Raw genomic sequence first — 15,076 nt, 5'->3', positions numbered from 1 at the left:
TTAGCACTCTATTATCCTCGCCATTCGATAGAGAGGTTTCCATGTCCCGTTTTTTACTTTGTAGTTTTGCACTCGTTTTACTCTACCCTACTGCCATTGATTTGTATCTTGTTGGTTTGCCTCAAATTGCGTCAGATCTCAACGCCAGTGAATCACAGTTGCATATTGCGTTTTCGATCTATTTAGCTGGCATGGCTACCACGATGTTATTCGCGGGGAAAATTGCAGACTCTGTGGGACGAAAGCCTGTTGCCGTCGTCGGCGCGATGATCTTCGTGCTCGCGTCTTTTCTCGGCGGGATGGCTGAGCAACCAAACGCTTTCTTGATTGCTCGCTTTTGCCAAGGCATCGGGGCTGGATCTTGCTATGTCGTCGCGTTCGCGATTTTACGCGACACGTTAGACGATGAACGCCGCGCGAAAGTATTGTCGATGCTCAATGGCATCACCTGTATCATTCCAGTGATCGCACCCGTGATTGGTCACTTGATTATGCTGAAATTTCCTTGGCCGAGTTTGTTTACCACGATGGCAGGAATGGGCATTCTCGTCAGTGTATTGGCCATTTTTGTGCTCAAGGAATCACTACCCAGCCAACAAGGTGAAGAACAGACAACGCCAGAGAGCCATCAAGAGACTTTCTTCGAGCGATTTTTTATCAGTAGGCTGATCATTACTGCACTTGGAGTGACCACCATTCTGACCTTTGTTAACGCTTCACCAATTGTCGTGATGAGCATGCTTGGTTTTGATCGCGGCGGCTATTCTTCCATCATGGCAGGGACTGCGACGATCAGCATGTTGATTTCGTTCTCGGCGCCATTGGCATTGGGGATTTTTAAGCAGCGAACCTTAATGATCACCTCTCAAGTATTGCTCGCTTGTGCAGCCATAGTACTCAGTGCTGCCCATTTCCATGATGGACAATCTCTTTACTATGTATTCGGACTTGGGCTGATTTGCGCTGGCTTCGCTTGTGGCTTTGGCGTGGCCATGAGCCAAGCGCTCAGCCCATTCTCTCAACAAGCTGGCGTGGCAAGCTCGTTACTGGGCATTGCTCAAGTTTGTAGTTCCGCGTTCTATATTTGGTTTATGGGTTTCATCGGCGTTAGTGCTCTGAATATGTTGGTGTTTATCTTAGTGTTAGGTAGCGTAATCAGCCTTGCTCTAATACTATTGATTCCAAAGCCTGTTCACGATACCCATTATGAAGAAATCCCTAGCGCGACTTGATTTAAACTTACTGTTCACTCTGCAATTATTGCTGCAAGAGCAAAGCGTCTCGAAAGCCTCGAAAAAGCTGAACGTTACGCCCTCTACCGTAAGTAAGTCGCTCAACAAACTTCGTCATTGGTTCGATGATCCTTTGTTTGTCAAAACACCTAAAGGTCTTGCGCCAACGCCTTTGGCGCAAAGCATGGAGCAAGATCTTGCAGAATGGCTGCAAATTGGCAGCCAGATTGCAGAAAAACGCAGCGATATTACGCCTAAAGGAGTGCGTTTTGATATCACGATTGAGTCGCCATTGGTGCTCACGGTGCTGGACAGACTCATCGTCGCTATCCACCAGCGATACCCTGAAGCGAAAGTAAAAACCAGTAACTGGGATTACGATTCACTCGACGCCATCATTCGAGGCGAGGCGGATATCGGTTTTACCGGCCGAGAAAGTCACCCTAGATCGAAAGAGTCGTTGGATCTTCTGCCGTATTTCTTGGATTTTGAGATTCTATTTTATGACCTGCCGATGGTGTATTTACATAAAGATCATCCGGCATTACAGCAAGAGTGGAATCTCGAGACCTTTCTGAACTACCAACACATCAATATTGTTTGGGAAAAAAGTGAAACTTGGGCGTTGGATGAAGTGTTAACGGAACTAGGGCTACAGCGCTCTATCGGGCTGACGATGTCCAACTTTGAGCAATCCCTTTTTATGGCAGCGCAGCCGACTCATGGCATGATCACCACCGCGCCGCACTATTGCAAAAGCTACACAGAAAAGCTGCATCTCGATTTGGTGTGCTTGCCAATTCCGTTAGACCAAACTCAACAAGACAAGTTACTGATTCCATTTACCATGATTTGGCATAAACGCAATGCGTACAACCCCAAATTGCTATGGTTGAAAAACACCATCAAGTCATTGTATGAACAACCATCCCTACCACAGTAACACTCAGGCTAAGGTCAGGTTTTCTTTGGTGATTTTTGATGGTTTTCTCGCTCTGACAGCTATAACTAATCACTTTATCAACTAATGAAAAAGGTCGTTTGACGCTACACTCAATCCATATTTCTGCGTTAAGGGCCAAGGATGTCGACCTTTTTACTCACTGCTATTACGATGCTGGCGTTCGCCGCCAATTCATTATTGTGCCGACTTGCATTGGCCGAAGGGTTAATTGATGCAGGAAGCTTCACTCTCGTCCGATTGATATCTGGCGCGATTACCTTAATCGCATTGCTTGTCGTGAGAGGTCAGTGGAAAGCCGATCGGCCAACTTCTCGCTTTCGCTTTTTTGCTGGCGTGGCGTTATTTGGTTATGCTGCCCTTTTTTCTTTCGCGTACTTACAACTGGCGACAGGAACTGGTGCTTTGCTTTTGTTTGGTGCCGTGCAACTTACATTACTGGCAATCTATTGGTGGCAAGGTGAGCGCTTTCAGTTTCTCGAAATCATCGGTATCGGCCTTTCAATTGTTGGCTTTGTTTGGTTGATGTTGCCATCTGCCACTCGCCCTGATATTAGCTCTGCACTTCTCATGTTGATTTCTGGCGTTTGTTGGGCTGCGTTTACTGCACTCGGTAAACAAGCGCCTTCTCCAAGTAGTGGGATCACGTGGGGATTTATCGCTGCATCAATAATTGGCGTGCTCCTTTCGCCATTAATCTTGTCCTCAATCCATCTTTCTTTGAGCGGAGTGTTGCTCGCTATCGCATCTGGTGCCATTGCCTCTGGCCTTGGTTATACGCTTTGGTATCAAGTCATGCGTAAGCTCTCTTTACTTCAAGCCGCCGTCAGTCAACTTTCCGTGCCGGCCATTGCTTTGCTGCTAGGCACCGTCGTACTCCACGAGCCTCTTTCACTACACACACTTTTAACCAGTGGCATCATTCTTGGTGGCATCGCTTTGGTTTTTTTATCTCGATCCAAAAAAGCAAGCGAACAATCGGCAAGCCGATAAAAAATAATAACTTTCCCTCTCAAATACCCATTCATCATCTATGCTTTTTAAAGCAGCAAAGCTCATTGCAGATGGTACGAGTGGCCTGCTTTAGTATCAGGCGAAGGATATAAGGTGAGAATTGGCTCACACAACACAACGATTTTGTTTCAAAAGTGAGAATCGTCATAGATCGAGATTTTGCTCGTTTTAGCCGTTTCGTCAATAACGCCAAGGGCTAGCGCGAGATCGAGCCAAATACGCACTTTGTGTTTTGACAAAGGGTTTACAAAGCACACTTTTTCACCCGCTATATTCCGCCCCCCGAATTTATTCAGAACAAGATTCTGATTATTCATATAAGAAATTCATCAACTTATAACGATAAGCCTGAGCAAACTTTGACACTATGAACGACAAAATAAAATTCGCTATTAAAGTATCGCTTAGCCTGACTCTGGCTTATCTGATCCCGTTTGCCATGGGTTGGCCGCAAGCATCGACGGCCGCAACCACAGTGATGCTGATTGCATCCACAGGCAGTCGTCGTGAATCACTCGCCAAAGGTACCTTACGCGTGTTCGGTACGTTGGTTGGCGCCGTCGTTGGCTTGTTACTGGTGGGGTTGTTTGCTCAAGACCGCTTGCTGTACATGCTGAGCGTGTCGGTTGTGGTCTCTTTCATTTTTTACTTCCGTAATGCCTATCAAAAAGATCCAACGCTACTCATGCTGACCGGTGTCATGACGCTGATGATGTCCAATGGCGGTGACGCAGAAGGTGCGTTTCTTTATGGCGTTGACCGCGCTTATATGACGGTGTTTGGGGTGGTGGTTTACACACTCGTGGGGACTTTCTTATTCCCGACCAAAACAGAACAAAACCTAAGACAGCTCATCGAACAACTCAACCAAGCACAACGCGCGTTGTTCACCGCTATCTTGCAAAATTTTGAGCAAAAATCGGCGAGGCAAGTATCTACTCTAGAAGAGGGAGAAGAAAACCCAGAAGCTGAAGAGCCACAACCTAGCGTGGATTCTCTTATCGAACAGATGTTTGCCGCCCAAAATGCGCTCGAACAGCGTTTTGCCACAGTCAGTGTGGAATGCAGCGACGTGTCGGCCTACATGAAAGAGTGGCGCTTAGCGGTTCATTTGAACAAGCAAGTAACGCAACAATTGACCGTCGCGGCGCACAGCCACTTTAGCCACCAGCAAGACCGTGAAAGCATCAGCAACTTTGATCAAGCCGTTGCGGAAATTGACGCGCTATTTGATACCTGCCAACAAGTCTGGGACGAAAAAGAGCCCGCTTTTCGTGCTCAAGAATTCAAAGTCGAATACAACCAAGCGTTGCTTGAAGACGCAGCGCACCTAGAGAAAGGCTCTGCGCTTATGCTGGGGCACCTCTTGGGGCTCATGCATCAAAACTTGTCGCGTTTGGCGGAGAGCATTAGCTGCATTGACTCTGTAACGAACAATGTCTCCTTTGACGTGCCACTGCCGAAACCGAAAGGCAAGTTTCTATGGTGGGACGCAGAAAACTTTAAAACCGCGGTCAAGACCTTTGTCACCTATTGGGTTGCAGGACTGATTTGGATTTATTTCAATCCACCAGGCGGCTACTCGTTCGTGGTCTTCTCAACCATGTTTATGTCTTTGCTGTCGTTCGTGCCTGTGCACCCGATTTTGTTGCTTGTGCTGTTCACTTTCGGCTTCTTGTTCGCGGTGCCTTCTTACGTCTTCATTCTTCCGCAATTGGATCTCGGGTTAGAGCTTGGCCTGTTCATTTTTATCTACACCTTTATCGGCTTTTATCTGTTCAACGGGCCAGTGACGATTTTCTACATGGTGGGCTTGTTTGTTCTCGGTTTAGACAACAACATGTTCTATCACTTCGGGATCCTCATGACGATCATGCTGCTGTTCTACATGGTGGTATTCATGATCATTTTCGCGCACTACTTCCCGTTTAGCTCACGACCAGAACACCTCTTTTTGACCATAAAAGAGCGCTATTTTAGGCACACTCGGGATCTGTTTGACTCCTATCAGAAGCAATCCAGCTCGATTATCACGCCGCTCAAACGGGCCTTGCATTTGGTGACGCTCAACGTTTCATCGAAAAAGCTCAAGGTGTGGGGTTCGAAAATTAACCATAAACACTTTGACAAAACCACGCCAGAAGCGATTGGCGCGTTTAGCAAAGCGTGTGATGTACTCAGTAATCACATCAACATCTTAATGGCCGCCGAGAAAAAGTTGATGACCAATCCGCTGATTACTCAGCTTCGCCAACAACACCGCGATTCCATCATTCCTTTGATGGCGGGCGCTTTAGCCAGCCATCAAGCAACACAAGAACTCGATTCCGTATTCGACCAATACAGTCAGGATTACCAATCATTCGAAGATAAACTGGAAGATTTTTTTAGTGAGTTAGATTTATCTGACTACGCTTATTCAGAGATAGCCGGTTTTTATATCTTGCTGAATTTAAAACGGAACGTGTTCGAAGCAATCAAGCATTGCAAGCAAACCTACGAGGATATCGATTGGGTGAACTTACAACAGAAGCGTTTTTAAAGGTGGGGATATGATGCTTCCAAAACTAACTAAACCAAGCCTCGCCATACTTTCTTTGCTCGGACTCAGTGCGTGTACCGCTGTGGGGCCAGACTATGTTCATCCAAAGCAGGCGCCAATGCCAAGTGACTGGTCGGTGCAAAAAGCAGCCAAAGATACGCAGCAATCAGAGCAACAGCTACAACAATGGTGGCAGCAATTTAATGACTCAACTCTCAATCAGCTGGTTGAGTTGGCGAGCAAACAAAACCTCGATTTAGAAGCCGCGGGACTGCGTATTGTCCAAGCTCGTTCATTGCTTGGCATTTCGACTGGCTTGCAATACCCGCAAGTTCAAACCGTGTCAGGAAATCTAGCGCGTGCCTACGTGAATGATCAGGGTGTAAACAACTCCGCTCTGTCGTTTGATGCGGCGTGGGAAATGGATATTTGGGGCAAATACGCTCGTGGCATCGAATCAGCAGAAGCGGGTTATTACGCATCCATCGCGTCGTATCACGACATCATGGTCACCATCACCGCCGAGGTGGCGCGTAACTACATTAACTATCGCACATTCCAAGAACGTATTTTGCTGTCTCGCCGCAATATCGAGATTCAAGAGCGTGTCGTCCGCATTACACAGGTGCAGTTCGACTCTGGCAACGTTACAGAATTGGACGTTCAACAGGCGAAAAACCAACTCTATACCACCAAAGCGGCATTACCGAGTCTCGAAGTCGCGATGAAACAATCACGTACCGCGTTGGCGTTAATACTAGGTGCATTACCGGAAGAAGTAGACGAGCTGCTGCAATCAGATGGAATGCATAAGCAAATTGCTGACTACGAAAAACAGTTCAAATCGACAGGCAGAAAATCGGCGTTATCGGGGACCGACGAGCGCTCCATTGTGCCGCGTCCACCTCTGTTGGATACCCAAGTGGACGCAAACTTAGTGATGCGACGCCCGGATTTGCAAGTCTCTGAGATGCAAGCTCGCGCGCAGAGTGCGCAAATTGGCGTGGCGGAAACCGCTCTGTACCCAAGCTTTTCGCTGTTCGGTTCCATCGGTATCGACAGTACGGTTCCCGATGGCAGCAGTTTCAGTTTTAGCGATTCGCTCACCATGGTGGTTGGCCCAACGTTCAGTTGGAATATTTTCCAATACGGGCGCGTGAAAAATAACATTCGTTTCGAAGATGCTCGCTTCCAAGAAACACTGACCAACTACAACAAAAAAGTGCTGCAAGCCGTGAACGAAGTGACCAATGCGATCGAAGCGTATGACCTGTATTTGCAGCAAAAAGATTTACGTCTGCAATCGGTCAACTCTTCCATTCGTGCATTCAACATCTCCATGACGCAGTACGAAAACGGCCAAATCTCTTTTGAACGTCTGCTCAACTCGGTAGAGAAAATGACCCGTGCGGAAGACAGCTACGCAACGATCAAAGGGAACGTCGCGAACCAAGTTGTAGCGCTCTACAAAGCCCTAGGTGGAGGCTGGCAAACCCAAACAGGCAAACCCTTCCTCAGTGAATCTATTGCCAAGCAAATGACAGAACGAACTGACTGGGATGGTTATTTAAATGAAGAAAACCGCGTATTGCCGCCTTTGCGCCTCGAAACTCCGGATGAGACCAGTGATGAGAACAAAACGGAGGATCTCTAATGCCTCATGAACTCTCTTGGGGAGACATTTACTTTTCTCCCACGTTACTGGTGCTCTTTCTCGCCGTCACGGCAACGTGGATAACGGTGATGATATTGAACAAGACACGTCTGTCTCGCTTCATTGCTTTTCCGTCTCTGACGTTTATTGCCATCATGGTCGGTTATGTGGTGGCCATCGACAGCTTTTATATTCAATTTTAGGTGCCAAACAAGATGAAAAAACTATTCGTAATCGCACTCAATCTTGTCATTCTTGGTGGCGCAGCTTGGCTCGGCTATCAAAAATTTGAAGAGTATTTTAATAACCCTTGGACACGCGACGGCCAAGTGCGCGCGAACGTCATCAAAGTAGCTCCTCGTGTATCAGGCCCAATTGTAAATGTCGCGGTGCAAGACAACCAAGAAGTGAAAACAGGCGATTTACTGTTTGAAATCGACCCTGCGACTTACGAAGTTGCTTTGTCTCAAGCCGAAGTGGCACTAGAACGCGCCATTGTTAGCTCTCGCGGTAAAAAAATCGAATACGACCGCCTTAAAGATATTCGCGCCAAAGACCGCGGCGCGGTTTCTCACAAGGATCTGATTCGTCGTGAAATCGCTTACGAAGAATCGCTACTGCAAATCAAATCTGCAGAAGAGCAATTAAAGTCAGCGCGCCTTAACCTCAGCTTTACCAAAGTTTATGCGACCGTCGATGGTTTTGTGTCTAACCTCGATATTCGAAACGGTACGCAAGCGGTCGCAAACCAGCCACTGCTGGCGCTGATCGACAAGAACAGTTTCTGGGTGTTTGGTTTCTTCCGTGAAAACCAACTCGCGCAAATCGAACCTGGCAGCCAAGCACGTGTCACTTTGATGTCTCACCCAGACACGCCAATTGACGCAACGGTTGACTCTATCGGTTGGGGTATTGCGCCGAAAGACGGCACGGTCGGCTACAACCTTCTTCCAAACGTGAACCCTGTATTTCAGTGGATTCGCTTGGCACAACGTATTCCGGTGCGAATCTCAATCCAAGAACTTCCAGAAGATGTTGATCTTCGATTCGGGCTTTCTGCGTCCATCATGGTGATGAAAGATTCATCAGCAGAAAATGAACAGTAACTAAGTGAGAAGAACCATGGTCATTGGTAAAAAACTCAAAAACATTAATGAAGAAAACAACTTCTTCTATCTAACTTTAGCGCTGGTGATTTTGTTGCTAGGGAGTGCGATGGCACAAGTGGTGGGCGAAGGGACGATTGAACACATACTGCAGGCATTCACGGTTCTCACGTTCATTGTCTGTTTTGCCAGCCTTCGCTTCGACAAAATGTGGTCTCGTTTCCTCTATACCCTGTTTGGCGTTTGGGTTCTTGTGATTGTTATCAAGACCGTTTTCAACATCCGAGAGATGAATGTAGTGATGCTTGCCCTCACCTTCGCATTCTTTTTCGGCACTTTTAAATCCATCGCAAGGCAGATTCTTTTCACTGGCCACGTCAATAGCAACAAAGTCATTGGCTCAGTCGCGCTTTTCTTACTGCTTGGTCTGATGTGGGCAATTGCCTATCTCATTCTTCTAGAGTTCTCGCCAACCTCATTCACTGGGATGGAAGCCATTTCTTGGGGGCAGAATTTCTCTAATGCGGCGTATTTTAGTTTCGTCACCTTAACCACGCTTGGTTATGGCGATATCAGCCCTCTAACGCCATTGGCTCAAGTCGTGGTGTATTTAGAGGCCATTACAGGTGTGTTCTATATGGCGATTGTTGTTTCAAGTCTCGTCAGTTCTAACATTGATCATCAGGTAAACAAAAATGGATAAACAATCGGTAAAAATCGACAGTAAGCTTTTCATCAGTAATATGGTGGAATCAGCAATACGCATTGGCTTGATCTTCGTCTTGCTGATGTTTACATACGACATCATCAAACCCTTCATTCTTCCCGTTATTTGGGGTGCAATTATAGCCGTCGCTTTAATGCCACTTACAAAAAAGCTGGAGCGTGCATATGGCGGTCGTAGAGGCCTAGCAGCCACAACGATTGCTTTACTTGGTATTGCACTCTTAGTCACACCACTTGTTATGGTGTCAGGCTCCATTGTGGATGGTGCAACGCATGCGCTTGAAGTATTGCAAAACGGACAAGTGAAGATCCCAGGTCCAAAACCTTCCGTTGCGGATTGGCCTGTCGTAGGTGATAAGCTCTATGAGGTGTGGACCCTATTCGCGACTAACCTTGAACAAGCGATTCAAACCTTTATGCCGCAGATAAAGTCCGCGCTCACTTCTTTGCTAGGCACACTTGGCGGTGTATTGGGAAGTTTATTGCTTTCAATCTTGTCACTTGCGATTGCAGCAGGTTTTATGACGTACTCTGAATCTGCAGCATCAGGTCTAAGAACCATCGCTATTCGTACCGCTGGTGAAAACGCTAAAAGCTGGACCACGCTTATCGCAGCAACCATTAAGAGCGTACTGCTTGGCGTAGTCGGTGTGGCGGCGATTCAAGCCCTTTTGATCGGTGCTGGTTTCTTTGTATTTGGCGTTCCGGCTGCTGGTTTGCTCACTCTGATTCTGATGATCTTGTGTATCGCTCAGCTACCAGCGCTGCTTGCCGTACTACCAGTGATTGGCTTCATGTACATGACTCAAGATACAACGACAGCAACCATGTTTACTGTCTGGGTAGTAGTTGCAGCACTTTCTGAAAACCTCTTTAAACCAATGTTAATGGGACGTGGTGTCGACGTGCCAATGCCTGTGATTCTGCTCGGTGCCATCGGTGGTATGCTTTTCTACGGCATCGTTGGTCTGTTCTTAGGTGCCGTTATCCTAGCGATTTGGTATGAGTTATTTGTTTGGTGGTTGAGCATTGAGAAAGCACAACAGCAAGAAGAAATGGCAGAACAACAAGACGCTTCTGATGACCAATCAGAGCCTGGACACGGTGCAGGCATATAATAAATCAATAAGTTAGAAAGAAATTTAATCTATAACTTATGATATCAAACCGCTCTATTGCAGCGGTTTGATTCTATTTGGATCACAGTTTCCCCGTAATAAATGCGATAAAAATGACGTTCTTGTTAAATTTTCATACTTCTTACACTTGGGAGTTGCAATCGGGCAATGAACGATGCACTCTCGATGACCACTAATTTGCTTAGGATAAAAACAATGAAATTGATCAAGCCTTTAACTTGTGCGCTTGCTCTCGCAATGAGTGGCATGGCATTCGCAGATGTAACCGTGAGTGTTCCTGACAACGTTTCAGTATTAGCGGCTAACGGTGAAAAAGCAGACCTTTCGGGTGGTTTTTTCGCCTCGGAAAGAACACTAACGTTACCTGATGGCGTTAACCAAGTCGTATTTCGCTTCGCCCCTTACTTTAACCAAGGCAATGACCGTTTAAGTGTTGAAAGCGATGTTATCGTTACACGATTTGACGCTGCCAATGCCGAGCTGACGCTACAAATGCCAGAATACCGCAACCTTCGCGACGCGGAAGAAAAGATCAAGGACTTAGATTGGAAACTGGTTGATGATTCAGGCAACACCGTCGCTGTTGAGCAAGACAAATTGATCAAACCGGGTATGCAAATCGGTCGTGATTACGTGCGTGAAGTGGAAAGCTACAACAAAACAGGCGGCGTTGCTGCTATCGCTGTTGCTGGTGCAGCCGTTGCTCAACCAGTCACACTACCAGCAAAGATTCCTGAAGATATGAAACAAGCGAGAGCGACTGCGGTTAAATCAGATTCGACAGCAGAAGAGATGCTGCACTTCTGGTACCAAAAAGCAGACGCAGAAACCAAAGCTCGCTTTAAAGCGTACGTTAATCAACAATAAGTCTGATTAACTCTATCGATATTAAAAAAGCCACTTCATGTGGCTTTTTTGATCGAACAAGCTAGGACGCTTGAGCGACTTTGTTATTGGTGATCATCATGTCTTCAATATGGTTATATCAATTTAACCAAACGCTACCAGTAACGCTCATAGATGATATTGCCTCCTGTTTTAGGACGATACTTTTCCAACCCAAGCCCTTGTAAGACTGGCAAGGTATCTTTGATCATCTGCGGGTTCCCACACATCATGACAAAACTACTTTGAGCAGAGAATGGCACATCAGCAGCGTTGGACAGTCTACCCGATTCGATGAGTTCGGGAATTCGACCTTGTAACTGACCATCCACCACTTCCCTACTGACTATCGGGATGTACTTTAATCTGCCTTCATATCGTTGCTGTAGTTGCTCAATCAGATATTTATAGACCAGATCTTTTTCGTAGCGAACCGCATGAACAAGCACAATTCGCTCATTATGAGGTGGTAAGTTTATATCATCCAGTAGCGATAAAAACGGTCCAATACCTGTGCCTGTAGATAGCAGCCACAGATCATGAGCCTGTTTAGGAATAGAGTCGTGGATTAAGTCACCATGTGCGGTCTCACCAACATAAATGCTATCACCAGATTTAAGCTTTTGGAGCCTTGGGGAAAGTTGTCCTTGAGGGTCCGCTACTATTAGGAACTCCAACCAATCGAACTGTTCGCTTGGTGCATTAACCACAGAGTAAGCACGGCTGATCGGCTTGCCCTCATCATCTAGCAAAGCAAGCTTGGTGAACTGGCCGGCTTTAAAGGTAAGAGGCGCGCCTGAGACCCTTAAACTGAACAGCTCGCCAGTCCAGTCAATGCGTTTTTCCACCTTGGCTAGATTGAAACCTTTCAGCTCAGTCATGAGACACCTCCTATTTGGTTACTCTTAGTTAAACTTACGCCTTCAACTCGATTATGTAAAGTTTCTAGTTTACATAATAAGATTGCCATTTCATTTCACATTTTAAAAACAATTTTATTACATATTAAATGATTACATCTAGAATAAATGCTCAAAGTGATAAGTCGCGTCGCAATTTGTGGCAATGCAGATGAAAAAGGAGCACTAAAAATGGACACACTGTTAAAGGACTTTCCCGTTATCACAGAGATCAAAGTCGCATGGGGTGAAATGGATGCTCTGCAACACGTCAATAACGTGGTCTATTTCCGCTACTTCGAGACAGCGCGTTTAGATTACTTCAACAAAATTAATCTGCTAGTCGACCTGCAAACCTCGCAAATTGGGCCAGTACTGAGCGAGACGCAATGCCGCTACAAGCTTCCTGTCACTTACCCAGACACGTTATTAGTCGGCTCGCGCGTAATCGACATGCAAGAAGATCGCATCACGATGGAATACCAAGTGCTGAGTAAGAAGTGGGGTAAGATTGCGACCATCGCGACCGCTACTGGTGTGATGTTTGATTTTAAGAACAACGTAAAAGCTGCGATTCCAGACCACGTTCGCCAGTCGATTTTAGACTTGGAAGGAACTGTGGGTAGCACGCATCATTTAGAGTAGCAAGAAACGAGAGATTAAAGGCGAGGTTCTCGACAGCGATTCTTCATCGCTGTCGGGAATAACGTAGGGCTAATCTTCCAACCTACGCGATAAGAGAACTAGCGTCATTCTAGAGAGCCGAGGCGAGACTAAGAATCTACTTACCGCTTGCTGCAGGCCATAGAGCTATGAATAAACTCAATACAATCTGAGGGTAGATTCTGAATCACGCTCGTTCCTCGCTGTTCAGAATGACGAACCTCGTTTAGGTTCTGACTCTAAAACACTATCTAAAAAAACCATCCCGGACGAGCACAAGCGAGTCATCCGAAACCTCGCTTTAGACGTAATAGCAGAGCTATTCTTCCAGCCTACGGGATAAGAGGACTAGCGTCATTCTAGCGAGCCATAGCGAGACTAAGAATCTATTGATAGCTTGTGCAGACCCTAGAGCGATGAATCTACTCAATACAATCTGAGAGTAGATTCTGAATCACGCTCGTTCCTGGCGGTTCAGAATGACGAACCTCGTTTAGGTTCTGACTCTATAACACTATCTAAGAAAACCATCCCGGACGAGCACAAGCGAGTCATCCGGAATCTCGCTTTAGACTTGATAGCAGGGCTACTCTTCTAACCTACGCGATAAGAAAAACTGCGTCATTCTAGCGAGCCATAGCGAGACTAAGAATCTACTTACGGCTAGCTGCAGGCCATAGAGCGATTAGCAAAACGTCTCGATGTATAGCGCTTCCACCTTATCTCTTGCCCATTGCGTTTTACGCAAAAACTTCAGCGAAGATTTGATCGACGGATCTTTCTTAAAACAGTTCACTCGAACGCGCTCATACATGCAATTCCAACCAAAGTGTTCAACTAGTCGGGTGACGATTTTTTCTAAACTCAACCCGTGAAGTGGGTTGTTCGGCTGCTGTTGGTTCATGCTATTGATCCGGTAAAGTGAAGTTGCGCGCTAATCTAACCCAAACTCGCCGTGCAACCTAATGTTTTAACCTTGAATTGCCGTGCGACTCTCCCCTATAGTAACCCAAACTTCTTAAAAGCCCTTTTCATTATGAAAGCCCTCAACGACCTCAATATTTTTGTCGAAACCGCGCGCCAAGGCAGCTTTTCAAAAGCTGCTAACAGCATAGACATGACACCTGCCGCCATTAGTGCATCGATTAAGCGTCTTGAGGGGCAAATCGGTTTCCCGCTGTTTGTGCGTTCTACCCGAAGCCTGCGTTTAACCTCAGAGGGCGAACTGTTTTTGGACAAAACCACGCAAGCGTTGGCAACATTGCAAGAGGGGTTGGATCAGATCTCAAGTGCGCGCGGTGAACTGTCTGGTCAGCTACACATTACCGCGCCCTCCGATTTTGGTCGCAACATGTTGCTCGATTGGGTGGATGAGTTCATCGATCTCTACCCAAATGTTTCCATCAAACTAGAGCTGTCCGATAGCTTGACGGATATGTACACCAAGCCTGTCGATATTGCGATTCGCTACGGCGAGCCGGCCGACTCCAATCTGGTCGTGTTGGCTTTGTGTGGGTCAAACGAACGGATCTTATGTGCATCGCCAGAGTACGTAGCCACACATCCAGAACTCACTTCTCCTGCCGATTTAATGCAACACAACTGCTTGTGCTACATGGTCGCGGATTCGGTCTACAACAAATGGACGCTCACGCGTGACGGCGAGAAAGAACAAGTCGTGGTCAGCGGTAACTTGATGAGCAACGATAGTGACTTGCCACATCGGTTAGCGATCAAAGGCAAAGGCATTGCGAATAAATCGTTGATGGACATCAGCCGAGACTTAATCGAGGGAAGATTGGTGCGAGTATTACCAGAGTGGGATTGCGGCCCAGTACCGCTCTACATGGTGTGCGCCGATCGTCGCTTACTGACGCCAACGATTCGGACTTTCCGCGACTTTATCCAACAAAAATGCTGCCAGCAACGCGCCAACGTGCTGGCAACCTTCTGTCATTAGGCGATAAATCGAAGAGGACGAATCTGGGTATATTCAACCCAATCGTTCTCTTCCAATGTTTCAAGAAACGTCGCCATGTGCGGGCTTTGCAAATGCTTATCCAAGGCCTCTTGCGATGCCCAAATTTCTTGGAACATAAATAGGCCTTCAACTTTTTCGTCGAGATATAACTCGTATTGGCAACAACCTTCTTCTTGACGAGTTGGCTCTAGTAAACCAGAAAGCAAATTCGCCACCTGATCCTTACTGTCTGGGTAGGCTTTCACTTCTGCAACTAAGTGGATCATCGTTTTAT

General features: G+C 46.6%; 15 protein-coding genes. 12 read left to right on the top strand and 3 right to left on the bottom strand.

Annotation, left to right across the window (positions count from 1 at the left end; translation table 11 throughout):
* The first annotated feature begins 41 nt into the window (after positions 1 to 41).
* From MTR11_RS10585 to MTR11_RS10540, 10 genes are all read left to right on the top strand, one after another.
* The gene (locus MTR11_RS10585; protein ID WP_237309138.1) at positions 42 to 1,232 is read left to right on the top strand and encodes an MFS transporter; all 1,191 of its coding nucleotides are present in this window, start codon (positions 42 to 44) and stop codon (positions 1,230 to 1,232) included.
* On the top strand, positions 1,207 to 2,175 hold the full coding sequence (gene yidZ / locus MTR11_RS10580; protein ID WP_152813222.1) for an HTH-type transcriptional regulator YidZ: 969 nt from the start codon (positions 1,207 to 1,209) through the stop codon (positions 2,173 to 2,175). Before MTR11_RS10585 ends, yidZ begins: the two co-directional genes overlap by 26 nt.
* A gap of 141 nt (positions 2,176 to 2,316) precedes the next feature.
* Entirely contained in the window at positions 2,317 to 3,186 is an 870-nt protein-coding gene (locus MTR11_RS10575; RefSeq protein ID WP_243327481.1) for a DMT family transporter, read from the top strand.
* A gap of 388 nt (positions 3,187 to 3,574) precedes the next feature.
* Positions 3,575 to 5,749, top strand: a complete 2,175-nt coding sequence (locus MTR11_RS10570; protein WP_243327480.1) for an FUSC family protein — start codon at positions 3,575 to 3,577, stop codon at positions 5,747 to 5,749.
* Between the two features lie 10 nt (positions 5,750 to 5,759).
* Positions 5,760 to 7,403, top strand: a complete 1,644-nt coding sequence (locus MTR11_RS10565; protein ID WP_243327479.1) for a TolC family protein — start codon at positions 5,760 to 5,762, stop codon at positions 7,401 to 7,403.
* Positions 7,403 to 7,606 carry a DUF1656 domain-containing protein gene (locus MTR11_RS10560; protein ID WP_005462724.1) on the top strand — a complete coding sequence of 68 codons (204 nt, stop codon included), beginning with the start codon at positions 7,403 to 7,405 and terminating at the stop codon, positions 7,604 to 7,606. Before MTR11_RS10565 ends, MTR11_RS10560 begins: the two co-directional genes overlap by 1 nt.
* A 12-nt stretch (positions 7,607 to 7,618) precedes the next feature.
* Positions 7,619 to 8,509 carry an HlyD family secretion protein gene (locus MTR11_RS10555; RefSeq protein ID WP_006740779.1) on the top strand — a complete coding sequence of 297 codons (891 nt, stop codon included), beginning with the start codon at positions 7,619 to 7,621 and terminating at the stop codon, positions 8,507 to 8,509.
* 16 nt (positions 8,510 to 8,525) lie between these two features.
* Positions 8,526 to 9,212, top strand: coding sequence for a potassium channel family protein (locus MTR11_RS10550; protein ID WP_005396612.1), 687 nt, complete (start codon positions 8,526 to 8,528; stop codon positions 9,210 to 9,212).
* On the top strand, positions 9,205 to 10,353 hold the full coding sequence (locus tag MTR11_RS10545) for an AI-2E family transporter (RefSeq protein ID WP_005396613.1): 1,149 nt from the start codon (positions 9,205 to 9,207) through the stop codon (positions 10,351 to 10,353). Before MTR11_RS10550 ends, MTR11_RS10545 begins: the two co-directional genes overlap by 8 nt.
* Positions 10,354 to 10,569: 216 nt before the next feature.
* Entirely contained in the window at positions 10,570 to 11,241 is a 672-nt protein-coding gene (locus MTR11_RS10540; protein ID WP_054866817.1) for a DUF2057 domain-containing protein, read from the top strand.
* Positions 11,242 to 11,375: 134 nt separating this feature from the next.
* On the opposite strand, the gene MTR11_RS10535 is transcribed toward MTR11_RS10540, so the two are convergent.
* Positions 11,376 to 12,140 carry a ferredoxin--NADP reductase gene (locus tag MTR11_RS10535; protein ID WP_047009626.1) on the bottom strand — a complete coding sequence of 255 codons (765 nt, stop codon included), beginning with the start codon at positions 12,138 to 12,140 and terminating at the stop codon, positions 11,376 to 11,378.
* A gap of 210 nt (positions 12,141 to 12,350) precedes the next feature.
* Between MTR11_RS10535 and MTR11_RS10530 the strand changes: the two genes are divergently transcribed.
* Positions 12,351 to 12,803 (top strand): acyl-CoA thioesterase, encoded by a 453-nt coding sequence (locus MTR11_RS10530; RefSeq protein ID WP_005374933.1) that lies wholly within the window; start codon positions 12,351 to 12,353, stop codon positions 12,801 to 12,803.
* A gap of 703 nt (positions 12,804 to 13,506) precedes the next feature.
* Here the strand turns inward: MTR11_RS10530 and MTR11_RS10525 are convergent.
* The gene (locus MTR11_RS10525; RefSeq protein WP_069537417.1) at positions 13,507 to 13,725 is read right to left on the bottom strand and encodes a VF530 family DNA-binding protein; all 219 of its coding nucleotides are present in this window, start codon (positions 13,723 to 13,725) and stop codon (positions 13,507 to 13,509) included.
* 132 nt (positions 13,726 to 13,857) lie between these two features.
* Here MTR11_RS10525 and MTR11_RS10520 point away from each other — a divergent pair, with 132 nt between their 5' ends.
* Entirely contained in the window at positions 13,858 to 14,781 is a 924-nt protein-coding gene (locus MTR11_RS10520; RefSeq protein ID WP_243327478.1) for a LysR family transcriptional regulator, read from the top strand.
* Here MTR11_RS10520 and MTR11_RS10515 read toward each other — a convergent pair.
* Positions 14,778 to 15,068 carry a putative quinol monooxygenase gene (locus MTR11_RS10515; RefSeq protein WP_182035979.1) on the bottom strand — a complete coding sequence of 97 codons (291 nt, stop codon included), beginning with the start codon at positions 15,066 to 15,068 and terminating at the stop codon, positions 14,778 to 14,780. The two genes, MTR11_RS10520 and MTR11_RS10515, sit on opposite strands and share 4 nt — an antisense overlap.
* Positions 15,069 to 15,076 lie beyond the last annotated feature (8 nt).

This window comes from Vibrio sp. CCB-PB317, assembly GCF_022808245.1.
Classification (GTDB): domain Bacteria; phylum Pseudomonadota; class Gammaproteobacteria; order Enterobacterales; family Vibrionaceae; genus Vibrio; species Vibrio diabolicus.
The sequence above is the reverse complement of the archived record's forward strand: the minus strand, read 5'-3'. Positions and strand labels throughout refer to the sequence as shown.

Coding starts and splice junctions, on each gene's coding strand:
- MTR11_RS10585 (WP_237309138.1), top strand. CDS start 42: ATGTCCCGTTTTTTACTTTGTAGTTTTGCACTCGTTTTACTCTACCCT.
- yidZ (WP_152813222.1), top strand. CDS start 1,207: ATGAAGAAATCCCTAGCGCGACTTGATTTAAACTTACTGTTCACTCTG.
- MTR11_RS10575 (WP_243327481.1), top strand. CDS start 2,317: ATGTCGACCTTTTTACTCACTGCTATTACGATGCTGGCGTTCGCCGCC.
- MTR11_RS10570 (WP_243327480.1), top strand. CDS start 3,575: ATGAACGACAAAATAAAATTCGCTATTAAAGTATCGCTTAGCCTGACT.
- MTR11_RS10565 (WP_243327479.1), top strand. CDS start 5,760: ATGATGCTTCCAAAACTAACTAAACCAAGCCTCGCCATACTTTCTTTG.
- MTR11_RS10560 (WP_005462724.1), top strand. CDS start 7,403: ATGCCTCATGAACTCTCTTGGGGAGACATTTACTTTTCTCCCACGTTA.
- MTR11_RS10555 (WP_006740779.1), top strand. CDS start 7,619: ATGAAAAAACTATTCGTAATCGCACTCAATCTTGTCATTCTTGGTGGC.
- MTR11_RS10550 (WP_005396612.1), top strand. CDS start 8,526: ATGGTCATTGGTAAAAAACTCAAAAACATTAATGAAGAAAACAACTTC.
- MTR11_RS10545 (WP_005396613.1), top strand. CDS start 9,205: ATGGATAAACAATCGGTAAAAATCGACAGTAAGCTTTTCATCAGTAAT.
- MTR11_RS10540 (WP_054866817.1), top strand. CDS start 10,570: ATGAAATTGATCAAGCCTTTAACTTGTGCGCTTGCTCTCGCAATGAGT.
- MTR11_RS10535 (WP_047009626.1), bottom strand. CDS start 12,140: ATGACTGAGCTGAAAGGTTTCAATCTAGCCAAGGTGGAAAAACGCATT.
- MTR11_RS10530 (WP_005374933.1), top strand. CDS start 12,351: ATGGACACACTGTTAAAGGACTTTCCCGTTATCACAGAGATCAAAGTC.
- MTR11_RS10525 (WP_069537417.1), bottom strand. CDS start 13,725: ATGAACCAACAGCAGCCGAACAACCCACTTCACGGGTTGAGTTTAGAA.
- MTR11_RS10520 (WP_243327478.1), top strand. CDS start 13,858: ATGAAAGCCCTCAACGACCTCAATATTTTTGTCGAAACCGCGCGCCAA.
- MTR11_RS10515 (WP_182035979.1), bottom strand. CDS start 15,068: ATGATCCACTTAGTTGCAGAAGTGAAAGCCTACCCAGACAGTAAGGAT.